Source organism: Pseudomonas sp. GV047, assembly GCF_003058245.1.
GTDB classification, from domain to species: domain Bacteria; phylum Pseudomonadota; class Gammaproteobacteria; order Pseudomonadales; family Pseudomonadaceae; genus Aquipseudomonas; species Aquipseudomonas marginalis.
In genome coordinates this window covers 356,956-379,044 of sequence record NZ_QCWA01000004.1, presented here as the reverse complement: position 1 = coordinate 379,044, position 22,089 = coordinate 356,956, and the positions used below count along the sequence as shown (strand labels likewise).

The 22,089-nt window shown below is 62.5% G+C and carries 21 protein-coding genes; 13 read left to right on the top strand and 8 right to left on the bottom strand.

Annotation, left to right across the window (positions count from 1 at the left end; translation table 11 throughout):
• Nucleotides 1-101: 101 nt before the first annotated feature.
• Nucleotides 102-1,064, top strand: a complete 963-nt coding sequence (locus tag C8K58_RS12835) for an alpha/beta hydrolase (RefSeq protein WP_027603935.1) — start codon at nucleotides 102-104, stop codon at nucleotides 1,062-1,064.
• 99 nt (nucleotides 1,065-1,163) lie between these two features.
• Entirely contained in the window at nucleotides 1,164-1,973 is an 810-nt protein-coding gene (locus tag C8K58_RS12830) for a hypothetical protein (protein ID WP_027603934.1), read from the top strand.
• 68 nt (nucleotides 1,974-2,041) lie between these two features.
• On the opposite strand, the gene prmB is transcribed toward C8K58_RS12830, so the two are convergent.
• The gene (prmB, locus tag C8K58_RS12825; protein ID WP_027603933.1) at nucleotides 2,042-2,950 is read right to left on the bottom strand and encodes a 50S ribosomal protein L3 N(5)-glutamine methyltransferase; all 909 of its coding nucleotides are present in this window, start codon (nucleotides 2,948-2,950) and stop codon (nucleotides 2,042-2,044) included.
• A gap of 240 nt (nucleotides 2,951-3,190) precedes the next feature.
• On the opposite strand from prmB, the gene C8K58_RS12820 reads away from it, so the two are divergent.
• The 5 genes from C8K58_RS12820 (at nucleotide 3,191) to C8K58_RS12800 (ending at nucleotide 5,973) form a co-directional block, all read left to right on the top strand.
• A complete protein-coding gene (locus C8K58_RS12820) occupies nucleotides 3,191-3,781 on the top strand; it encodes a cysteine hydrolase family protein (protein WP_027603932.1) in 591 nt (196 codons plus the stop codon).
• Between the two features lie 141 nt (nucleotides 3,782-3,922).
• Complete coding sequence (locus C8K58_RS12815; RefSeq protein ID WP_108573789.1) at nucleotides 3,923-4,243, top strand: hypothetical protein; 321 nt, start codon at nucleotides 3,923-3,925, stop codon at nucleotides 4,241-4,243.
• 75 nt (nucleotides 4,244-4,318) lie between these two features.
• A complete protein-coding gene (locus tag C8K58_RS12810) occupies nucleotides 4,319-4,876 on the top strand; it encodes a Smr/MutS family protein (protein WP_016976371.1) in 558 nt (185 codons plus the stop codon).
• A 78-nt stretch (nucleotides 4,877-4,954) separates the two neighbouring features.
• On the top strand, nucleotides 4,955-5,500 hold the full coding sequence (gene folE / locus C8K58_RS12805; protein WP_003442011.1) for a GTP cyclohydrolase I FolE: 546 nt from the start codon (nucleotides 4,955-4,957) through the stop codon (nucleotides 5,498-5,500).
• A 101-nt stretch (nucleotides 5,501-5,601) separates the two neighbouring features.
• On the top strand, nucleotides 5,602-5,973 hold the full coding sequence (locus C8K58_RS12800) for a glutathione S-transferase N-terminal domain-containing protein (RefSeq protein WP_027603930.1): 372 nt from the start codon (nucleotides 5,602-5,604) through the stop codon (nucleotides 5,971-5,973).
• Nucleotides 5,974-6,019: 46 nt separating this feature from the next.
• Here C8K58_RS12800 and C8K58_RS12795 read toward each other — a convergent pair whose 3' ends face one another.
• Genes C8K58_RS12795 through C8K58_RS12785 form a run of 3 tightly spaced genes read right to left on the bottom strand, consistent with a single transcriptional unit; the run spans nucleotide 6,020 to nucleotide 8,956 of the window.
• The gene (locus tag C8K58_RS12795; RefSeq protein ID WP_027603929.1) at nucleotides 6,020-6,340 is read right to left on the bottom strand and encodes a hypothetical protein; all 321 of its coding nucleotides are present in this window, start codon (nucleotides 6,338-6,340) and stop codon (nucleotides 6,020-6,022) included.
• Nucleotides 6,337-7,662 (bottom strand): acyclic terpene utilization AtuA family protein, encoded by a 1,326-nt coding sequence (locus C8K58_RS12790; RefSeq protein ID WP_108573788.1) that lies wholly within the window; start codon nucleotides 7,660-7,662, stop codon nucleotides 6,337-6,339. Before C8K58_RS12790 ends, C8K58_RS12795 begins: the two co-directional genes overlap by 4 nt.
• 1 nt (nucleotide 7,663) lies before the next feature.
• Nucleotides 7,664-8,956: a CitMHS family transporter gene (locus C8K58_RS12785; RefSeq protein ID WP_108573787.1), complete on the bottom strand. Its 1,293-nt coding sequence runs from the start codon at nucleotides 8,954-8,956 to the stop codon at nucleotides 7,664-7,666.
• 130 nt (nucleotides 8,957-9,086) lie between these two features.
• Here C8K58_RS12785 and C8K58_RS12780 point away from each other — a divergent pair, with 130 nt between their 5' ends.
• The gene (locus C8K58_RS12780; RefSeq protein WP_027603926.1) at nucleotides 9,087-9,983 is read left to right on the top strand and encodes a LysR family transcriptional regulator; all 897 of its coding nucleotides are present in this window, start codon (nucleotides 9,087-9,089) and stop codon (nucleotides 9,981-9,983) included.
• 59 nt (nucleotides 9,984-10,042) lie between these two features.
• On the opposite strand, the gene C8K58_RS12775 is transcribed toward C8K58_RS12780, so the two are convergent.
• Both C8K58_RS12775 and C8K58_RS12770 read right to left on the bottom strand, forming a co-directional pair.
• A complete protein-coding gene (locus tag C8K58_RS12775; RefSeq protein WP_027603925.1) occupies nucleotides 10,043-10,645 on the bottom strand; it encodes a glutathione S-transferase family protein in 603 nt (200 codons plus the stop codon).
• Between the two features lie 10 nt (nucleotides 10,646-10,655).
• Nucleotides 10,656-11,822: a PLP-dependent aminotransferase family protein gene (locus C8K58_RS12770; RefSeq protein WP_027603924.1), complete on the bottom strand. Its 1,167-nt coding sequence runs from the start codon at nucleotides 11,820-11,822 to the stop codon at nucleotides 10,656-10,658.
• 81 nt (nucleotides 11,823-11,903) lie between these two features.
• On the opposite strand from C8K58_RS12770, the gene C8K58_RS12765 reads away from it, so the two are divergent.
• The 3 genes from C8K58_RS12765 (at nucleotide 11,904) to C8K58_RS12755 (ending at nucleotide 14,532) form a co-directional block, all read left to right on the top strand.
• Nucleotides 11,904-12,338 carry a MarR family winged helix-turn-helix transcriptional regulator gene (locus tag C8K58_RS12765; RefSeq protein WP_092355113.1) on the top strand — a complete coding sequence of 145 codons (435 nt, stop codon included), beginning with the start codon at nucleotides 11,904-11,906 and terminating at the stop codon, nucleotides 12,336-12,338.
• 191 nt (nucleotides 12,339-12,529) lie between these two features.
• Nucleotides 12,530-13,876, top strand: coding sequence for an NCS2 family permease (locus C8K58_RS12760; RefSeq protein ID WP_027603922.1), 1,347 nt, complete (start codon nucleotides 12,530-12,532; stop codon nucleotides 13,874-13,876).
• 14 nt (nucleotides 13,877-13,890) lie between these two features.
• Nucleotides 13,891-14,532 (top strand): LysE family translocator, encoded by a 642-nt coding sequence (locus C8K58_RS12755; RefSeq protein WP_027603921.1) that lies wholly within the window; start codon nucleotides 13,891-13,893, stop codon nucleotides 14,530-14,532.
• Here the strand turns inward: C8K58_RS12755 and C8K58_RS12750 are convergent.
• Complete coding sequence (locus C8K58_RS12750) at nucleotides 14,507-19,729, bottom strand: dermonecrotic toxin domain-containing protein (protein ID WP_108573786.1); 5,223 nt, start codon at nucleotides 19,727-19,729, stop codon at nucleotides 14,507-14,509. The genes C8K58_RS12755 and C8K58_RS12750 overlap by 26 nt on opposite strands.
• A 152-nt stretch (nucleotides 19,730-19,881) precedes the next feature.
• Entirely contained in the window at nucleotides 19,882-20,235 is a 354-nt protein-coding gene (uraH, locus tag C8K58_RS12745; RefSeq protein ID WP_092355122.1) for a hydroxyisourate hydrolase, read from the bottom strand.
• A gap of 379 nt (nucleotides 20,236-20,614) precedes the next feature.
• Between uraH and puuE the strand changes: the two genes are divergently transcribed.
• Together puuE and uraD are read left to right on the top strand one after the other, a co-directional pair.
• The gene (gene puuE / locus C8K58_RS12740; protein WP_092355125.1) at nucleotides 20,615-21,541 is read left to right on the top strand and encodes an allantoinase PuuE; all 927 of its coding nucleotides are present in this window, start codon (nucleotides 20,615-20,617) and stop codon (nucleotides 21,539-21,541) included.
• The gene (gene uraD, locus C8K58_RS12735) at nucleotides 21,538-22,053 is read left to right on the top strand and encodes a 2-oxo-4-hydroxy-4-carboxy-5-ureidoimidazoline decarboxylase (protein ID WP_092355128.1); all 516 of its coding nucleotides are present in this window, start codon (nucleotides 21,538-21,540) and stop codon (nucleotides 22,051-22,053) included. Before puuE ends, uraD begins: the two co-directional genes overlap by 4 nt.
• Nucleotides 22,054-22,089: the final 36 nt, after the last annotated feature.

Below are 22,089 nucleotides of genomic sequence, written 5' to 3'. Positions count from 1 at the left end.
TAACTTAAGGCGGCCAGTATACGCAGGCTAACCGACTAGTTCATCCTCGAAACCTTACCGGTAGACCTTGGTCCAACCGGCACCTTCCTCATGATGGCGCGATGATGCTGCGAGTTCTTCTGTTTACCCTGACCCTGTTTACCGCCGTGGCCCACGCCGCCTCCCCTGTCGTACTGCAACGCCCGATCAGCCTGGACACCGGCAGTGGCGAACTGTTTGGCTCGCTGCTGCTGCCGCAGTCCGACAAACCGGTACCGGTGGTGTTGATCATCGCCGGCTCCGGCCCCACCGACCGCAACGGCAACAGCGCCGACGGCGCACGCAATGACAGCCTCAAGCGCCTGGCCTGGGTGCTGGCCCGGCATAACATCGCCAGCGTGCGCTACGACAAGCGCGGTGTGGCCGCCAGCCTCGCCGCCACGCCCGACGAACGCAACCTGACCCTCGATGCCTACGTGGCCGACGCGGTGGCCTGGGGTAAATTGCTCAAGGCCGACACACGCATGGGCCCGCTGATTGTGCTGGGCCACAGCGAAGGCGCGCTGGTTGCCGCCCTCGCCGCCCCCCAACTCGACCCGGCTGGAGTCATTTCCCTGTCCGGCAGCGCCCGCCCGGTCGACCAGGTGATCCGCCAGCAACTGGCCGATCACCTGCCCCCTGCCCTGCTGCTGCGCAGCAATGAAATCCTTGATCACCTCAAGGCCGGTCAGGTGGACGCCGATGTGCCTGGCCCGTTGCAGGGCATTTTCCGACCCAGCGTGCAGCCTTATCTGATCAGCCTGTTTCGCGCCGACCCTTCAGCGGCCTTTGCGAAACTGCGCATGCCGGCGTTGATCATCCAGGGCAGCAACGATATTCAGGTCGGTGTGGGCGACGCCGAGCAACTCAAAAGGGCCAAGCCCGATGCCGAACTGGCGGTGATCGAAGGCATGAACCACGTGATGCGCATCGTGCCCAACGACGTAAAGCAACAATTGGCCTCCTACAATGACCCGCAATTGCCGCTCGCCGCTGAACTGGGCACCCGCTTGGCAGGCTTTATCGACGGACTTCAACCCCGTTAACCGACAATTTGCCTCCAGTCCTGCAAAAAGCGGCCGATAAGCCCAGAGTCGACAGCAAAAAGACTGTCGACTGGCAGGGCTTGGACAGGATCGCACCGCATGACAACCACTGAAGCAACACCGGAACCGACCGCCGACACCCCGGCTGAAAAAACCGAGGCCATCGACACGGCGGCTCCCCTGCCGTGGGCGGATGTTCAGGCCGAGCATTTCAAGATGCTGCGCCTGGCCCCGCTGGCCACCGACCGCGCCACCGGCCTGCGGCCGCTGCGGTTCGTACAGTTCGGCTATGCCGAGCGCCATGACAAACACCACAGCCTGTTGCGCATGGTGATCCAATTGCCGGGGCAGCGGGTGCGCCGTGAGCAGAACCATCTGGATATCTGGGTGGATCACGATAAACACCGCGTGCACTTCGGCCCGGGCAACAGCCTGGAAATCGAACCGGCCAACCGCGGCATCGGCCGCTTCCTGGTGGCCCAGGGCGCCGCGTGGGCGAAGAAAAAATGGTCAAGCTACCGCGTCGACGGCGTGGACCTGGCCAACAAGGACGCACTCAACGAAGCCACACGCCTGCGCCGCGATCACTTCCTGCGCGTCCAGGGTTTCGATGTGGCCTACGCCGATGTGCAGCACCTCAAAGGCAACGTGCAGCCGGGCAAGGTCAGCGACGTACTGGACAGTTGGAACACCGAGAAGGTGCAGTTCGTGGAGATCCTTGAAGCCGCGCAGATGCTGCAACAGGCCGAGCACAACCTGCTGGAGCAGGAAGTGAAGCTGCGCAAGGAAGAAGAAAAGGTCACCAAGTTCAAGCGTGAGGACAGCGGGTTGCGCTTTACCATCACCTGCCTGGTGGCATTTACCGTGTTTCAGGCGGGGCTGTTGATCTGGATTGCCACGCACCGATAGCCGGCTGGAAAGCCATCGAAAGGTGGGAGGGGGCGTGGCCCCTCCTACATTTCCTACCCTAAGGTTGGTTAAACCCGAGCGGCGAAGATTGCCTGGTGCTCTCGGCACTGTTCGGCCGTGAGCATGAACACCCCATGCCCACCCCGCTGGAAATCCAGCCAGGCGAAGTCCACTTCCGGGTACAGCGCGTCAACATGCACCTGGCTGTTGCCCACCTCGACAATCAGCAAACCCTTCTCGGTCAGGTGGTCCGCCGCCTCGGCCAGCATGCGCCGCACCAGGTTCAGGCCATCGTCGCCGCAGGCCAGGCCCAGCTCCGGCTCGTGCTGGTATTCGTCCGGCATGTCGGCAAAGTCTTCGGCATCCACATACGGCGGGTTCGACACGATCAGGTCAAAGCGCTGGCCCGGCAGGCCGTCGAAGCCGTCGCCCTGCACGGTGTACACACGCTCGTCGACACCATGGCGCTCGATATTCTGATTGGCCACTTCCAGGGCTTCGAAGGACAGGTCACCGAGTACCACTTCGGCGTCCTGGAACTCGTAGGCGCAGGCAATGCCGATGCAGCCGGAGCCGGTGCACAGGTCGAGGATGCGCGTCGGTGGTTGGGCCAGCCAAGGTTCGAAGCGGTTTTCGATCAACTCGCCGATAGGTGAGCGCGGGATCAGCACGCGCTCGTCAACGATAAACGACATGCCGCAGAACCACGCCTCTTTCAACAGGTAGGCCGTGGGCACCCGCTCATGGATACGGCGATGCAACAAACGCTGTACGTGAGAGATTTCCTCTTCTTCCAGGTTGCAATCGAGGTAGCTGTCGGCAATTTCCCATGGCAGGTGCAAGGCACCGAGCACCAACTGCCGGGCTTCGTCCCAGGCATTGTCGGTGCCATGGCCAAAAAACAGGTCTTCCCCATGGAAACGGCTGACGGCCCAACGGATGTGGTCGCGCAAGGTGCGCAGGCGGGATGTGATCACGGGGGGCAGACTCCTGGAAAAAACGACTGGCGATTCTAACAGTCTTCGCCTGTATCGACGATGTACGAAAACCTGTTGCCGTACGTCGGATTTCATCCAAATCGCCATCATTCGGTTAAACATCGCCACCACTTGACATGGCTGCACGCCAGCAACGGCGTACCTTACGATAGTAGCGATTCACAGAACCGCTCAGCCAGTGGACAATGACGCAAAAGCCCCCCTCACAGGAGCCCCAGAATGTCCGTTCCAAAGACGATGTTTCAACTCAGCGGTCGTGGTTACGCAGCTGCCAACCTTGCCCATGCGACCCTCGTGATCATCGACGCTCAAAAGGAATACCTCAGTGGCCCGCTCGCCCTCTCCGGCATGGACGCGGCGGTCGGCAATATCAAGCAACTGGTCGCCGCCGCGCGCAACGCCGGGCGCCCGATCGTGCACGTGCGCCACCTGGGTACCGTGGGCGGCCTGTTTGACCCCCAGGGCGAACGCGGTGAGTTCATCCCCGGCCTCGAACCTCAAGGTGACGAAACCATCATCGGCAAGCTGCTGCCCAGCGCCTTCCACGGCACCGGCCTGGAAAAACACCTGCAGGACCTCGGTTCCCTGGACCTGATCGTCTGCGGCTTCATGAGCCACTCCAGCGTCAGCACCACCGTGCGTGCCGCGAAGAACCTGGGGTTTCGCTGCACCCTGGTGGAAGACGCCTGTGCCACCCGCGACCTGCCTTACAAAGGTGGCATCCTGAGCGCCGAGCATGTGCAGCAGACCGAGATGGCCATCATGGCTGACAATTTTGCCACTCTCGCACTGACTAAAGACCTGATCTGATCGCCCTTCGGGTGAGCGGCGCGGCCTGTTGCAGGTCCCGCTCATCCGCAAAGCCCTCTCATTTGGCGCATTTACCTCGGGTACAGGAACAACCTGTGTATCTTCCGGTCGAAGGGCCGATACCCTGGAGGAAAGGTCGGAATGAAGATATCCGATGGTTTTGACGCTCGTCGCTTGCGCCCCAAGGGCCCGAGCAACTGGCGTCTGCGCCTGGTGGCCGGCATTGCCGCGCTGCTGGCGGTCGTAGGTTTGCTGTTGACCGGCGCTGGTGGCGCCGGTTTGTTTGGCCACTCGCCGGCCCTTGGCGAACTGAATGCCAGCCCTGGCGGCTCGGCGATTCTGCTGGGGATCGGGCTGCTCGTGCTGTGGCTGGGCATATGGCTGTGGCGTCGCAGCCGTCGGAAGATGCGCCAGCCGTTGTCACTGAACATCGCCTCGCACCTGATGAAAAAGCACGACTGATGGCGCTTGGATAGCGTTTCCTGCGCCCCGGCCGCCGCGATTTAGGTAAACTGCCCGCCCTTCGCGGAGGCTGACATGCAAGACGACGATTTTTCCCTGTTCAAAAACGAGCTGCGCGGCGTCAAGCCGATCAAGCACGACCGCGCCGACACCGGCAAACCCAAGGCCGACCGCGCACAGATCGCCAAGCTGCGCCAGGCTGCTACCGTACGCACCGATGCCACCACCGTGGATGGCCTGTCAGACCAGTTCGTGATCGATGTCGGCCCCGAAGACGAGCTGATGTGGGCCCGCGACGGCGTACAGGAAAGCCAGATGCGCAAGCTCAAGGCCGGTCAGATCCCGTTCGAAGGCAGCCTCGACCTGCACGGCATGAACGTGGAGAAAGCCCGGGAAACCCTGTGGGCCTTCCTCGCCGAAGCCACCAAGTTTGAAATCCGCTGCGTGCGCGTCACCCATGGCAAGGCGGTGCGCTTGGACGGCAAGCGGCCGATGATCAAGAGCCACGTCAACACCTGGCTGCGCCAGCATGCCCAGGTGCTCGGCTTTACCTCGTGCCAGGCCCGTCATGGGGGCGCGGGTGCGGTGTATGTGATGCTCAAGCGCACGATGATGGAAGGGCGCGACGAGTAACAAGTGCCATCGTCAGGCTTGCAGCGATGTGTCGGCCACCGTAACCTTGCGCTTTGCGAAAATCCCACAGGTAGTTTCATGTCCCTGGAACAGAATTACACCGCGATCCTCGGCCAACTCGGCGAGGACGTCTCCCGCGAGGGCCTGCTCGACACGCCCAAGCGTGCCGCCAAGGCGATGCAGTACCTTTGCCGCGGCTATGAACAGACACTCGAAGAAGTCACCAACGGTGCCTTGTTCAGCTCCGACAACAGCGAAATGGTGCTGGTCAAGGACATCGAGTTGTACTCGCTGTGCGAACACCACCTGCTGCCGTTTATCGGCAAGGCGCATGTGGCGTATATCCCGAGCGGCAAGGTGCTGGGCCTGTCGAAGGTCGCGCGGATTGTCGACATGTATGCGCGCCGCCTGCAGATCCAGGAAAACCTCAGCCGCCAGATCGCCGATGCGGTGATGCAAGTGACCGGTGCCCTGGGCGTGGCCGTGGTGATCGAAGCCAAGCACATGTGCATGATGATGCGCGGTGTGGAGAAACAGAATTCGTCGATGATCACCTCGGTGATGCTGGGTGAGTTCCGCGAAAACGCGGCCACCCGCAGTGAATTCCTCAGCCTGATCAAGTAACAGGCTGGGTAGGGAAAAACCGGCGTTCATCGCCGGTTTTTTTTCGCCTGCAAAATTGAGGTAAGCTGCGGCCCCTTCTTCATGGGCAAGAGGTTTCAGCCATGTTCGTCAAAGCACTTCGAGTGGGCCTCGGCCACGTCATCATCGCCGGCGACTTCCTTACCCGCCCGCGCAAAAAGCAGCGCCCTGCCGAACAACAGGCGCAGGTGAACGCAGCGGCCAAGGACCTGACCCTGTATCAATTCCACGCCTGCCCGTTCTGCGTGAAGACCCGCCGCACCCTGCACCGCCTGAATGTGCCGGTGGCGCTGAAGGATGCGAAGAACAACGAGCAGGACCGCCAGACCCTGCTGGAGCAAGGCGGCAAGATCAAGGTGCCGTGCCTGCGTATCGAAGAGAATGGCCAGACCACCTGGATGTATGACTCCAAGGTAATCATCGATTACCTGGACAAGCGTTTCGCCGCGATCTGACCGACCTGGGCAGATTCACTGTGGGAGGGGCAAGTCCCTCCCAGAGTTAGTCCAGTAGTGCCAAATCGAGATCGAGCAGCGCCGAGCCGAGGCACTTGCCATGGGCATCCAGTGCCAGCGAGCGGGTTACGCCGCCGCGCAATATACCCGGCAGTACGAAGTTCAGCGCCTGCACATTCGGCAGTTCATAGCGCCGCACCGGGGCCGCGTCCGGCTCCAGCAGGCCGGCAAAAAAGTCGGCCACGCGCTCGGCGGTAAGCTGTTCACACAACAGCAGATAATCCTCGGCCCGGTAAGCAATGATCGAAATGTTCGAGGTATCGCCCTTGTCGCCGGTACGGGAATGGGCCAGCGTGTGCAGTTTCATGCTTCGATCCTCGGGTTGACCGCGTCACGGGGCAGCAGCAATGACGCCACCGCCACCACCTGCCGTACGCTCTTGCTGGCACCGCCGCCGCCGGACGGGCCGTTGGTGTAGAGGGTTTCCACTTCATTGCCGACCCGCACCGCTTCGCTGCGTTCTTCACAGCGGGCCGCCACGCGCAGGCGCACTTCCCAGGGCTCTACGCTGCTGCGCGGACCGTGCAGCGAGTCCATGCCGATCAGTTCGGCGCGTAGGTCCTGCATCTTCACACCCATCAGTTGCAAACGCTTGAGTACGACATCCCGCGCCAGCTGCGCCCGTGCGACCGCGCCGGGACCGCCGTAGGACATTTGCCCTTCGCCAATCCAGCCATCCAGGTAACCGACGCTCACCTTCAACTGCTCGGGCCGTGCGCGGCCAGCAGCACCGTGGGCACGTACCCGATCAACGCCCTCCTCATCAAACCCCACCTGGGAAAAATCGGCAGTCACGTCCGGGGTGAGATACGCCGCAGGATCATGCACTTCGTAGATCAACTGCTCGGTGCAGGTGGCACGACTGACCCGCCCACCGGAGCCTGCCACCTTAGTGATCACGGCCTCACCCTCGGCATCGATTTCAGCCAACGGAAAGCCCAGGCGTGCGAGGTCATCCACATCCTTGAAACCGGGATCGGCAAAATAGCCGCCGCTGACCTGCCCGGCACACTCCAGCAGATGCCCGACCAACGTGCCGCGCCCCAGGCGCTGCCAATCATCCGCTGCCCAGCCGAACGCAAACATCTGCGGCGCCAGGAACAGCGACGGGTCGGCCACCCGCCCGGTGATCACCACATCGGCGTCGGCGCGCAGGGCCTGCAAAATGCCGTCGACGCCCAGGTAGGCATTCGCGGAAATCAGTCGCTTGCCGAGTGAACCCACGGTCCGGCCGTTATCCAGTACTTGCTCGGGGCGCAAGACGTCCAGCACGTCATCGCCGACCACCGCCACCACCTTGAGGGCCAGGCCCAGCTCATGGGCAATCCGCCGCACTTCAAGCGCCGCCGACACCGGGTTGGCCGCGCCCATATTGGTGATCACCCGCAGGCGGCGGCGCCCTTCATGGCGGCCGACGTAAGGCAACACACGCTGCATGCGCTCACTGAGCAGCGGGTCATACCCCCCCTGTGGATCGCTGATTCGTGCCTGTTGTGCCAAGGCGATGGTGCGCTCGGCCAGGCACTCGAACACCAGGTAATCCAGGTCGCCCAGCTCGGCCAGTTCCACGGCAGGTTCGATGCGGTCGCCGGAGTAGCCGGCGCCGGAACCGATGCGCAAGGTTTTCATTTCAAATCACTCCCAGGAGCAACGCCGTCAGGGTCATCAACACCGACGCGGCAAACAGAAAAGGAATGGTGAAGCGCTGGTGATCGGCCAATTCGATCTTGCACAGGCCCACCAACAGGAAGGTCGCCGGGGTCAGCGGGCTGACCGGGAAACCGGTGGTGTGCACGCCCAGTAACGACGCCTGGGCCACTTGCAGCGGGTCGACGCCCAGGGCCTTGCCGACTTCGGCGATCACCGGCATCACGCCGAAATAATAGGAGTCGGGATCGAACAGCATGCTCAGCGGCATGGACATAAAGCCCACCACGGCCGGAATCAGCTTGCCGTGTCCGGCCGGAATCTGCGCTACCGCCACTTCGGCGATGGCCTTGAGCATGCCGGTGCCTTGCATGATGCCGGTGAACACCCCGGCGGCGAGCAGGATACTGGCCATGGTCAGGGCGGTTTTCGCATGGGCATCGATGCGGGCGCGTTGGGCGTCCACGTTCGGGTAGTTGATGCACAGCGCTACCACGGTGCCGAGCATGAACATCACCACCGGGTCGACCCAGCCGGCGATCATAACCACCATGACCAGCACGGTCAGGATCAGGTTGACCCAGAACAGGCGGGGGCGGCGCAGCTTGATGTCGTCGTCGCTGAGCACCCGTTGCGGCACGGCGTCCACGCTGGAGCCGGCGCCCAGGCCCAGGCGTCTTTCTTCTCGCCGGCCGAGCCACCAGGCGCAGGCGAAGACGAAGATCAGCCCGACGATCTGCACCGGGATCAGCGGCTGGAACAGGTCCGCCACCGGCACGTGCAAGGCCGCCGAAGAGCGCAGCACCGGGCCGGTCCACGGCAGGAAATTGACCCCGGCGGCCATCGCGCAGACACAGGCGAGGATGCGTTTATCGATGCCCAGCCGCGTATACAACGGCAGCATCGCCGGCACCGTCACCAGAAAGGTCACGGCACCGGAACCGTCCAGGTGCACCAACAGGGCCAGGGTCGCAGTCCCAACGACAATCCGTGTAGGACGTGTCCCTACCGTGCGCAGGATGCGATCAATGATGGGATCGAGCATACCGGCATCGGTCATGATCCCGAAAAACAGGATCGCGAACACGAACATGCCCACCACGGGGGCGACGTTCTTGATGCCGGTAATGATGAAGGCACTGGTTTGCAGGCCGAACCCACCGAGCAGCGCGGCGATGATCGGCAAGGCGATCAGGGCCACCAGTGGCGAAAGGCGTTTGCTCATGACGGCAGCGAGCAGGCACAGGATGGTAATGACACCCAGGGTTGCGAGCATGGGTTACTCCAGAGCGGCCTTGGTGGCCGGTTATTGTTTTCCCTGGAGTATTGGAAGCGCGTTACTCTTTGTAAATTGGAATGTTCAGCCAGTCATATTCGTAAAAACAAAACGCTCGAGAACAACAACAATGAAAAATTCGATCCAGCACATTCAGGCGTTCCTTGCGGTGGCCCGCACCGGCAGCTTTATCAAGGCCGCCCATGAGCTGCATCTTTCGCCTTCGGCACTCACCGTGCAGGTGCAACAACTCGAAGACTGGCTCGGCGTCGCCCTGCTCGACCGCAGCCCCCGGCATGTGAGCATCACCGCTGCCGGCCAGGACGCGCGCGGGCCGATGGAAAAACTGCTGCTGGACCTGGACAACATCGTCACCGGCTCCCGCGACCTCGCGGCCTTGCGCCGTGGCGTGGTCACCCTCGCGGCCCTGCCGTCGGTCTGCGCCGGCGCCCTGCCCCCGGCCCTGCGTCTGTTTCGCGAGCGTTTTGCCGGGATCGAAGTACGCCTGCAGGACCTGGTGGCCCATCGCATTCATGCCCAGGTGCGCGCAGGCGAAGTGGATTTCGGTATTGGCGTACGGGCGCGGCTAAGCCATGGCCTGGAGTTCACCCCGGTGCTGAATGATCGATTGTGTGCGTTCGTACCGCTGGATCACCCCCTCGCCCACCATCGCCAATTGACCCTGGAGCAACTGGCGGACCAGCCGATCATCCTTACCGGCCGCGACAGCAGCGTACGCGAGCAAGTGGATGGGCTGTTCGATGAGACGCGGTTGACGATGAACGCCGGGATGGAGGCCAACTACATGTCGACGGTGCTGGCGCTGGTGCGTCAGGGGCTGGGGATCAGCGTACTGCCGGAGTCGGCGGCGGACAGCCTGGAGGGGTTGAAGCGCATCCATATCGATCATCCCGGGGTGAACCGCGAGATCGGCTTGATCAGTCGTAGCGGGATGGGATTGAGCCCGGCGGCGCAGCGCTGTTTCGACCTGCTGAACGATGAATTATCTGGCACGGCATCGAGCTGAATGTGGGAGGGGCAAGTCGAATCGTCGCACCGCCCTCCCACCGTTTTTGACCGTGGTGATCAGTCGAGCATGGCCACATGCCTGGGATGGCTGGCCACGCGCTTCAACCAGGCCTGCACCGCCGGGTAAGGCGTCAGGTCAAACCCACCTTCATGGGCTACATGGGTGTAGGCATACAGCGCAATATCGGCAATCGAATACTGCTCGCCCACCAGGTATGGCGTGGTTTGCAGCTGACGCTCCATGACCTTCAGAGCCTTGTAACCGCGCTTGTGGGTGGTCTTGTATTCCTCCAGGCGATCTTCCGGCATGTTCAGGTAGAACTGGATAAACCGCGCCACCGCAATGTACGGCTCATGGCTGTACTGCTCGAAAAACTGCCACTGCAGCACTTGCGTGCGCAGGCGCGGTTCGGTGGGCAGGAATTCGCTGCCATCGGCAAGGAAGTTGAGGATCGCGTTGGACTCCCACAGGCAGGTGCCATCCTCCAGCTCCAGCACCGGGATCTTGCCGTTGGGGTTCTTGGCCAGGAATTCAGGGGTCTCGGTATCGCCGTTGAGGATGTCGATATCCACCCATTGATACGGGATACCCAACAGGTTGAGCATCAATTTGACCTTGTAGCAGTTGCCCGACTTGTAATCGCCATAAACCTTGTACATGGGGCTCCCCTTATGCCGCTTGCGCGTGCTGTGCTTGACGGACCACCGCGGCCAGGCGTTTGAGCCCTTCGTCCAGGCGGGCCGGGTCGATATGGCTGAAATTGAGTCGCAGTGAGCCTAAATGCTGGTCCGGCTCGGAAAAGAACGGTTCACCGGGCATGAACGCGACGTCCTGATCGAGCGCAGGTGCCAACAAAGTGCGGGTATCGAGCGGCTGTTTCAAGGTCAGCCAGAAGAATAATCCGCCCTGGGGCACTTGCCAGTCGGCCAGTTCGCTGAAGTGGCGTTGTAATGCAGCCTGGAATGCGTCGCGGCGCTCGCGGTAGAAACTGCGCAGTTCCACCAGGTGTTGCTGGTATTTCTGCGTGCCGATCCACTGCATGGCCTGCCACTGGCCGACGCGATTGGTGTGCAGGTCCGCCGATTGCTTGAGCTTGAGCAGGTGCGGGAACAGGTCCGGGCTGGCGATCAGGTACCCCACGCGCAGGCCGGGCAGCAAGGTCTTGGAGACCGTGCCGGTGTAGATCCAGCTGGCTTTTTTCAAGCGGCCGACGATGGGCTGCGCACTGCCGCCGTCGAAGGTCAGCTCGCGATAGGGTTCGTCTTCGATCAGGGTCACGCCGAACTCATCGAGCAAAGCGGCGACGGCCTCGCGCTTGGCTTCGCTGTAGCGCACGGCCGAAGGGTTCTGGAACGTCGGGATCAGGTAGATGAACGCCGGGCGATGGCGTTCGAGATTGGCGCGCAGGCTGGCCAGGTCGGGACCATCGGCTTCCAGTTGCACGCTGAGGCAATCGGCGCCGAACAGCTGGAAGATCTGCAGGGCGGCCAGGTAGGTGGGGCCTTCCAGCAGGATCCTGGTGCCTTTGTCGATATACAGCTTGGCCGCCAGGTCCAGGGTTTGCTGGGAACCGCTGACCACCAGCACCTGGCTGGCCTGGCACGGCACACCCAACCCACGCGCTTCGGCGGCGAGCAGTTCACGTAACTGCGGCTCGCCTTCGCTCATGCCGTATTGGCCGATGTTCAGCGGCATATCATCCCAGTCCAGCGCCGGCAGCATGGCTTCGGCCGGCAGGCCACCGGCGAACGACATCACTTCCGGGCGCTGGGCGGCCGCGAGGATTTCACGGATCAAGGAGCTTTTGAGGCGCGTAACACGTTCAGAGAAGGCCATAAGGTCACCGCTAGCGAAGCCTGTGGGAAATACGTCAAACTGGTTGACCGAAATTACGACAGCTTGAGTGGATACATCAACATGCTTGACCTTAAAAACCAAAGCAGCCAGCAACAAGCCATGGAAGCGTTCTTCTTTGGTTACCAGGCGTTCACTGCCAAGGCCGATGAAATGCTTGAACGCCGTGGCCTGAGCCGGGTGCACCAGCGCATCGTGTTTTTTATCGCGCGCTACCCGGCGCTGAGCGTCAAGCAACTGCTGGAACTGCTCGGTGTGAGCAAGCAGGCGCTGAACATACCCTTGCGCCAATTGCAGGAAATGCACCTGGTGGACAGCGTCGCGTCGCAGACCGACAAGCGCAAACGCCTGCTGGAGTTGACCGAGGAAGGCCTGCGTTTCGAGCAGTCGCTGCGCCGTGAACAGGTGAAGCTGTTGCAGCGTGCCTTCGCCGAAGCGGGCGAAGAAGCGGTAAACGGTTGGCTCGCAGTCAACCAGGCACTTGCAGGCCAGCCTTGATCCTCGGTGGCGCCCTGGCTTTGCCTTTCATCCTTTTCATGCAGAAAATAGAAAACATTATTTGCTTTATTTGTATACAAAAGCATAATTCGCTTCGTGCGAGTTCCTGACCTATTGGTCAACAAAACCCGCCGGTACCTCACAGCGCCCCGCGCTGGACATAACAATAAAATGCTTGAGGAGTACTCGCTGTGGATAGCCGCAAATCCGAAGCCTCGCCGCTGGACCTTGCCCCCTCACAGAACGGCTGGCTCGAACGCCTGTTCAAACTGCGCCTGCATGGCACCACAGTGAAGACCGAGCTGATCGCCGGGCTCACCACCTTCATCACCATGGCCTACATCATCTTCGTCAACCCCAACATCATGGCCGATGCCGGCATCGATCACGGCGCTGCGTTCGTCGCCACCTGCATCGCCGCCGCGCTGGGTTGCCTGCTGATGGGCCTGTACGCCAACTGGCCGGTGGGCCTGGCGCCGGGCATGGGCCTGAATGCGTTTTTCACCTACACCGTGGTCGGCACCATGGGTTACCACTGGGAAACCGCGCTGGGTGCGGTGTTTATTTCCGGGGTGCTGTTCATGGGCCTGACCCTTTCCCGGGTGCGTGAATGGCTGCTCAACAGCATTCCGGTGAGCCTGCGCCACGCCATGGGTGCTGGTGTCGGGCTGTTCCTCGGGGTGATCGGCCTGAAAACCGCGGGCATCATCGTCGACAGCCCGGCCACCCTGATCAAGCTCGGTTCGCTGCACGAGCCGGCGCCGCTGCTGGCGGCGGTGTGTTTCCTGCTGATCGCGATCCTCAGCTACCACCGGGTGTTCGGCGCGATCCTCATCAGCATCATCGCCGTGACCCTGGCCGGCTGGGGCCTGGACCTGGTGCACTACAACGGCATTCTCTCCACGCCTCCGAGCCTGGCGCCGACCTGGATGGCCATGGACATAAAAGGTGTATTCAATGTCAGCATGATCAGCGTGGTATTTGCCTTCCTTTTTGTGCACATGTTTGACACTGCAGGTACACTGATGGGCGTTGCGCAACGCGCCGGGCTGGTCAACGCCGACGGCAGGATCGATAACCTGTCCCGCGCCCTCAAGGCCGACAGCGCTTCGAGTGTGTTCGGTGCCATGGTGGGGGTGCCGCCGGTGACCAGCTACGTGGAAAGCGCCGCCGGGGTGGCCGCAGGTGGCCGTACCGGGTTGACGGCGGTGACGGTCGGCGTGTTGTTTGTGGCGGCCATGTTCTTCGCACCGCTGGCGGGCATGATCCCGGCCTATGCCACCGCCGGTGCGCTGATCTACGTGGCGATGCTGATGATGGCGAGCATGGCCCACATCAATTGGGATGAGGCCACCGACAGCATCCCGGCCATCGTGACTGCGATCATGATGCCCCTGACCTTCTCGGTCGCCGACGGTATCGCCCTGGGCTTTATCACCTATGTGGCGCTCAAGGCGGGCACCGGCAAGTACCGCGAGATTTCCGTAAGCCTGTGGGTGTTGTGCGCGATCTTTATCGCCAAGTTCGTCTTTCTATAGAAAAGGAGCATGCAATGAGTCTGGAAACCTGGCTGCTGTTCAGCGGCGCTGCGCTGGTGGTGATCCTGATCCCGGGGCCGCTGTCGTTGCTGATGATCAGCAACAGCCTGAACTACGGCCTGCGCCGCTCGTACCCGGCATTTCTCGGTGGGGTGATTGCCTCGATCTGCCTGTTGAGCGCGTCGGCCCTGGGCCTGGGCGCATTGCTGCTGGCTTCGGAACAACTCTTCAGCGCGTTGAAGATCGTCGGCGCGCTCTACCTGTTCTACCTCGCCTGGCAGAGCTGGCAGCAATCGCGCCAGCCGTCCCACGGCGCGACCGTCCCGGAGGCGGCGCCGGTGCCGCGTTTTCGCGCACTGTTCGGCCGCGCCTTCGTGCTGGGGGCCAGCAACCCCAAGGACATCCTGTTTTTCGCCGCCTTCCTACCGCAGTTCCTCAGCAGCCAGCAGCCGTTCCTGCCGCAATTGCTGATCATGATCGCCACCTGGACGCTCCTCGACCTGCTGTGCAAACTCGCCTACGGCCTCGGCGCCCATGGTGCTGCGCGCTACCTGCGCAGCGGCAGCGGCCAACACTGGTTCAACCGCGTCAGCGCCGCGCTGTTCGGCTGCGCCGGCGTTGCCTCGCTGCTCAAGGCACGGGTGGGCTCAGTTTGACGAAGTAAACGCTGGGCGCCAGGTTCCCCAGCACCGGCCACTGGATGCCTGCGACGATCCGAACCAGGCGCTGTTCCTCCATCGCCCCGCTGACCGTGGCGGCGAGGACGGAATCCCGGTGCGAACGGATGGCTGCCTGGAGCCAGCGGTCAGTGAGCCGCTTGTTCAACGCCACCGAACCGCGCTCGAACCACTGATAGGTCACGTAGTACAGGTTGTTCGAATGGGGATGGGTGGCAACCAGCTCAGGCACGAGGATCTTGCCGCGCCGCACACGCCATTCGTGAAGGCGGAAGCCCTGCTGCTCCAGTACAGCCCTGACGGCCTCCCGCTGCAGGGTTTTGCGTGCTTCGGAGACCTGCGCACCACCGGCCTTGAGTCGCGGCGCCACGGCGACCGGCGAACTGAAATCGACACGGGTGAAACCCGGCGCCTTGCCTTCGTAGCCAATGAACAGATTGGCGCCCCGCGTTGGCGTGGGCCGCAGCAGGTTGAGCAAATCATCGGTCTGGCCCAACCTCACAGGGTTGGGGGTCAACCAGTTGTCCAGGGTGGCCCGCAGGTTGAGCAAATGGCTGGCCGTGACCGAGCGCGAGGAATCGGCCAACTCAATCACCCTGGCAATCGCAGACGCCTGGCTTTGCCGCGTAATGCCCGGGAACGCCCTGCCCACCTGTGGCTCCAGCGGCCCGTCGAACAACGGCGCGTGCAATTGCCACTCCCCCGATGGCAGGCGCGACACCGGAATCGGCTGCTCCTGCAGCGCGCCGCCGGTCCAGCGCTCGATATCCACCTGGGCCTTTGAAACCAGCGGCTCGTTCCTGGCAATAAACCCGAGTGTGCTTAACGGTGCGTGATCACCCTGGTGAAGCAACCGGTAATAACCAACGCCCGATTGCGTCGCGGTGTCATACCTGGAGCCGATGTAAATAGCGTCGTAGGGAAAACCGGGCGGTTCCAGATGCACGTGAAATACCCCGGAAGCCGGTGTACTCGTCGCCTGGGCTTCAGGCACCCGGGTACGCCAACTGAACCAGTAGTCCGCCGGCGCGGAGGACTGAAGAATACGGTTGTGGGTGGCCATCGGTGCCGTGGGCGGTCGCCAGCCTGGTGCTCGGGCAGGTACCGGCCACGGGGTGAGCGTGGCCGAACTCGGCCCGGCCACGGGTGCATCCGCCCCCAGCAGCCACTCCCGGGGCTCATGGACCGTCAGGATCAACTCATCGGTGCCCGGCGCCTGCCGGTTCTTCAGGCGGAAATACGCTTCGTCGCCACGTCGGTAAACCGGGTAGTGGTGCGTGTCGTCCACCATGAAGTACTCGCCGTGTTTGACGTAGATGCCTTTTTCGCCCGGCCCCTTCAACGCCACGGCCTCCTGCGGCGCACCCTGGGTTTTGAAACGCTCCAGGGGATTGAAGCGCGCGCCCCTCGATGGCGACGGCTCCAATGGGGCGACCCGGCCCAACGTCGAGACGCTCGCGCGGTGGATACGATTCAAGCCGGCGCCCATGGAACGGACCGCCGGGTTCGCCACAGTGCCCGGCTTCAGCTTGGGGCCGGGGAAAAACGTCAGTAACAGGTCTATCGTCAAAAACACCGTGCCAAACGCCACATCCACCGCATCCCGCGCATCACCATAGCGGTGATAACGCCGCGAGGTGAGCAGCAACTCGTACAGCTGGTTACCCAAGCTGAAAAACGGCACCACCACCGACAGCAACGCCCGCCGACGCGTGTCACGTTGCGCCTCCAGGCGCTGTTCGCGGTAGCGCTGCAGCGCCTGGCCGGACTGACTGTGCGCCTGGGCCTGGCGGTGCAACTCAAGCACCCGCGCCCGGTACAACAGGGCCTGGGCATCGGCGTGGGACGTCGGGACCCAGGCCAGCCAGTTCAGCGGGTCGCTGGCGATTTGCTCAAGCAGTTGCTGTTCAATCTCCTCGACACGCGCCGCGGGCACCAGGTGCTTGATATTGAATGAGCGAACGAAATCAGCCGCGCGCCAGAGCCCCTGCAGCATGATCGCGCCCGGCAGCAGATTACTCGGCTGAAAAAAGCCGGCTTGCGCGTGCACCGGGCCCGGGTGATGGGCGATGGCTTCAAACGCCCAGCCCGGCGCAACATGCCGGGCCAGGGCGCTGACGTAATCGGGCAACGCCCCGACACGATTGAAGTGCTCATGGGCCTCTTGCAGGCTGGCGTACTCATGAATGTGCCGCGCATCCGGCGCACTGGGCCAATAGACCACGCAGCGTTGCGACAACAGGTCGTGAATCAGCAGGATGCCGGCGATATAGCGATCGTGCTGCAGGGTATGGCCCACCAGATGCGCCACGTGCAGTTGCAACTGATCGCCGTGTGCAAGCAAATCCGCGGGCACACGGGCCGCCATTGCCGTGTTGAAAAAACGTTGGGCACTCGGGGTCAGCCCCTGCTGAATCGCCGAATGGAGATGCGCCTCGATACCCGCCTGCAAGGCCCGCCTGAGCAGCTCCGGGACACGTGCGTCGCTCAGCCGGTGCGCAGCGGCATCGGGGGGATAAAACGCACGATTGATCAAGGCTTCGTAGCGCCCGCCAATATCCAGCGAGGACACCATGCCGATCAGGTAACGCGGGCTCAGTTGCTGCCGCCAGGCCGGTTGCAGGTACTGGGCATAACGGAAGCGCCACCAGGTGGACATCATCTGCGGGTCGAGGTTGTGCAGTGCCAGTTGCAGCAGGCTCAAGCGCGAACGCTCAGTACTGGGCGCGAGGACTTCCTTGCGATCGCCGACCGTACAGCCGCTTTCCCAACCGCAGAAGCGGCCATCGACCCGGTCGGGCATTTCGATAAACGGAGTGTCGATGTCCAGTTGCGGCGGCAGGCCGTCCTCACGCAAGCGCGCAATCAAAAGGCGGCGGGCGAAGCTGTGCAGATCCGGCAAACGCTGCCCGAGGCGCTCTTCATAGGCCAGGACGCTGCCCAGGTAGCGGCTCTGCAGGTACTTGAAACGGTTGCGTTGCGCCACCGTCGCCTCGGCCAGCCAACTCGGCAATCTGTGTTTGGCACTCGCCGCCTTGCGCACCAGATCGACCTGGGCCCGTGCTTGAATAAGGGCATCGCTGACCGGCGCGTCGAGGTGCTTCTCCAACTCGACGGCCAACAGAGAGCGAGTCAATTGGACATCCCGGGTTTCACTGAAAATATTCGCGCTGCCATCAAACCCGCGCTGCTGGCGCAGGTACCCCTTCATCAGCCTTTTGAGCGCAAGCAACACAGGATTACCCTCGCTGACCTCATAGCGCACCGCCAGGGTTTGATTGGCCACCTGTTCACGTAGGGCGTTGCGCTGCGGCCGCTCGATGTAGCGCCACAACACAGACCCATCACGGCTGTCGAGGCTGGCCTCGATGCCCAGGGACAAGGCTTCGAGGCTGGCAAACGTCGCCACGCCACCCTCGCGCCCCAACGCGCACAGCACCACCGGCACCCGGCGCTGCGGATCGTTGAGCGCCGTGGTGCGGGTCACCGCAAACACGCTGTGCAGAGGCTCAAAGGCGTCGGCGCTGCCCACCAGCACGGACAGCACGCGGGTATCACTGCCGGCGCGCTTGCTGGCCAGCGGCGTATCCAGCACATCCACCAGCAGGTCGCGATGGACTGCGCGGATCAATTGCAGCCGATGCAGCAAGAAGATGTCGGCGCGCAGCACATCACTCCACCCGTCGATGAGCGCGTTCAGGCGCCTGGCTTGACCGGTGGGGCGCGCCTTCCAGAAGGCAGGGTCGAACAGCTGCAATTGCGCGCCGTGCAGCAGCGTGTGCAGGGTGTCCGCGTGCACCTTGCGCCGCTGCTCCAACACGACGAAATCGTCAAAGGCCTGGGTATCCGCCCCGACGTCCTGCGGGTCGAGCAATGCCATCAGGCCTTTTTCATACCGTTTGAGCTGTTGCAGCGCCGTGTTCACGGGCAGGTGCGCGGCGGTGCTGGCGAACAGGATTTCCTTGCGCCGTCGATGCTGATCCCAGTCCTGCAACGTCCGGCGAAGGCTGCCCAGGCGTGCCTTGCCCACCCAGTGTCGGCGCGCGCGTTCGATATAGGCGAGCAGTCGCGCGGCATTCATCTCCAGCGGCTCGCGCCTGGCGGAAAACACCTGCGCAAGGTTGATCGACATCCCACAGGCCAACTCGTTTTCCCATTGCCCCTCCAGCACCGCCTGCGCGCTGTATGCCAGCGCATCGCCCCTCAATGCCACACCGCGTCCGGGCGCCGCCGCCGCGTCTTCGGGCCGGCACACCTCATGCCGGCGCCGCAGCGGCAGGCACTGCCAGAGGTCGTCGAACGAGGCGCCATTGATCAGTGCCACCAGGCCACACTGCAAGTGGGCGAACGACGGATATTCGTAGTAGTTGCGGCGGGCACCCGGCAGGTACATCACGTGCGGCCCGCCCGCCGGGTCGCCCTCGCGATAAATATGCAGGGCGCCGGGGATCGGCATCAGCCGCGGCCCCACGCCCGGCCACATCAACTCACTGGCCTTGACGCTGGCCCATGGCTCACCGGCGCGTCGGCGCGCCTCGGCCGTCGGAGCGTCCGCCAGCGCCTGGAGCATGCCCATCGCCCCCTCCGACAGCTCGTCCAACTGCCGCGCCACAAAGGCCTGGTCGGCGAACTGCTGCTTGTGCAAAACCGCCCAGCGCTCCTGGCGCGTCAGCCAGGAACCCGGCACCAGCGCCTGCCAATAGGCGCTGTGCACCTGGGCAAGTCGAGCCGAAAGGTTGAGCGCAATCACCCGGCGCAACGCCTCCAGCGGCGTAAACGGCAGCTGGCGTGCCGGTTCGGCCTTGAGGCTGACAGCGGTGAACTGATTGAGGTTGATCGGCACTGCAGGCAACACCATCAGCCGTAACGCACGGTCGGTCAGACTGTCGACCTGCTGCGCGGCTGCCGGCGGCTTGGGTTCGGTGAAGAGCAGGCCGTCCGGGTCCAGGTCAAAGGCCTTGCGCAGCTCGGCGCGAATCACCCGCAGCACCTTGGGCGCATGCAGGATCAGGCGAGACTGGTGTTTGACCGACTGGGAGCAGCGCAGGTCGGCAATGGCCAGCCAATTGATCAACAGGCTGGGATGGGGGCTGCGGTTGATGGACCGGGTCAGTTGGCGACGCATGGCCTGCAACGCATCGTCGTCAGCCATATCGGGATCGGTAGGTGAAGTCACGGCGGTATCTTCGTCGAGGAAAGCCCTAGCCTATGCAGCGCAAACGCCCAGGGGGCGCTAGATAATTGACGGGTGCCGCGCACAAAAAAAAGCCCGCAGTGTGGGCGGGCGAAAAACCAACGAAGAGCTTGGGGGTGTAACCAGGTGACGACTCAGCTACCGCGATAGGTGGAGTAGCTGTAGGGCGAAATCAGCAGGGGCACATGGTAGTGATCCTGTTCGGCGCTGATGCCGAAGCGCAATACCACCACATCCAGGAAGGCCGGCTCCGGTAATTGCACACTGCGGGCGCGGTAGTAATCGCCGGCGCTGAATTGCAATTGGTAGACACCGCTGCGGTAGTCATCACCTTGCAGTAACGGCGCGTCGCAGCGGCCATCGCTGTTGGTCAGCGCAGTGGCGACCAGTTCCAGCTGCGCGCCGTCGACGCGGTACAGCTCAACCTGGATGGCGCTGCCGGGGCAGCCGTGGGCTGCGTCGAGTACGTGTGTCGTCAGTCGTCCCATGGGGCGGGCTCCCTTGCATGAAGTGAAATAGGCTGCACCTTTACGGGGCATCAAAAAGCCGCTGATAGGCCGATTAAGACACTTTTAATAAAAATTGTACACAATAAAAACCACAAAGTTTCGCACAGGCTGCGACGCCTCGATCCTCAACGGGATTTCCCAGCAAGCCTTGCTTTTAAAAGACCTTTTGTCCGTTTACTGACCAATCGGGCAAGTTTCTTGCAGTGCTGAACGGCGGCAACTCCACGGAAAAAATGCGGAAATACAGGCTTACAAAGTGACCATTAAGTTGTATACAATCAGCCCATCGCTGTGACGCCACCCAGTCTTTCCGCTGGCCGCCACACACTTGCTACCACGAACAAGAAGGAAGACTGCAGTGAGCGCTGACTACCCACGCGACCTGATCGGTTACGGCAGTAACCCTCCTCACCCCCACTGGCCGGGCAAGGCACGCATCGCCTTGTCGTTCGTACTCAACTACGAAGAAGGCGGCGAGCGCAACATTCTGCACGGTGACAAAGAGTCCGAAGCCTTCCTTTCGGAAATGGTCTCGGCCCAGCCGCTGCAGGGTGAGCGCAACATGAGCATGGAGTCGCTGTACGAATACGGCAGCCGGGCCGGCGTGTGGCGCATCCTCAAGTTGTTCAAGGAATTCGACATTCCTTTGACCATCTTCGCCGTGGCCATGGCTGCCCAGCGTCACCCGGATGTGATCCGCGCCATGGTCGACGCCGGCCACGAGATCTGCAGCCACGGCTACCGCTGGATCGACTACCAATACATGGACGAGGCCCAGGAGCGCGAGCATATGCTCGAAGCCATCCGCATCCTCACCGAACTGACCGGCGAACGCCCGTTGGGCTGGTACACCGGGCGCACCGGCCCCAACACGCGGCGGCTGGTGATGGAGGAAGGCGGCTTCCTGTACGACTGCGACACCTACGACGACGACCTGCCCTACTGGGAACCCAACACCCCCACCGGCAAGCCGCACCTGGTGATCCCCTACACCCTGGACACCAACGATATGCGCTTCACCCAGGTGCAGGGTTTCAACAAGGGCGATGACTTTTTCGAGTACCTGAAAGACGCGTTCGACGTGCTGTATGCCGAAGGCGCCGAGGCACCGAAGATGCTGTCGATCGGCCTGCATTGCCGCCTGATCGGCCGCCCGGCGCGCCTGGCCGCCCTCAAGCGCTTTATCGAATACGCCAAGGGCCATGACCAGGTGTGGTTCACCCGCCGCGTCGACATCGCCCGCCACTGGCATGACGTACACCCTTTTCAGGGAGCGGCAAAATGACCGCTTTCCAGACCTTGAAACCTTCGACCTTGAGCCGTGACGCCTTCGTCCAGGCCTTCGCCGACATCTACGAACACTCGCCATGGGTGGCCGAAAAGGCCTTCGACCTGGGCCAGGACGCCTCGATCGACCAGATCGAAACCCTGCACCAGCGCATGAGCGACATCCTGTTGAGCGCCGATCACGCCAGTCAGCTGGCGTTGATCAACGCTCACCCGGACCTGGCCGGCAAAGCGGCCGTCCAGGGCCAACTCACCCAAGCCAGCACCGATGAGCAAGCTGGCGCGGGGATTCACCACTGCACGGCCGAAGAGTTCTCACGCTTCACCGAGCTGAACGATGCCTACAAGGCCAAGTTCAAGTTTCCCTTCATCATGGCGGTAAAAGGCAGCAACCGGCACCAGATTCTCGCCGCGTTCGAAACCCGCATTCACAACTCGGTGGATGCCGAGTTCAAGTGCGCGCTGGACGAGATCAACAAGATCGCGTTGTTCCGTTTACTGACCCTCTAAACGACCATCCCCAGCCACTCAATTTAAGGCAGACAA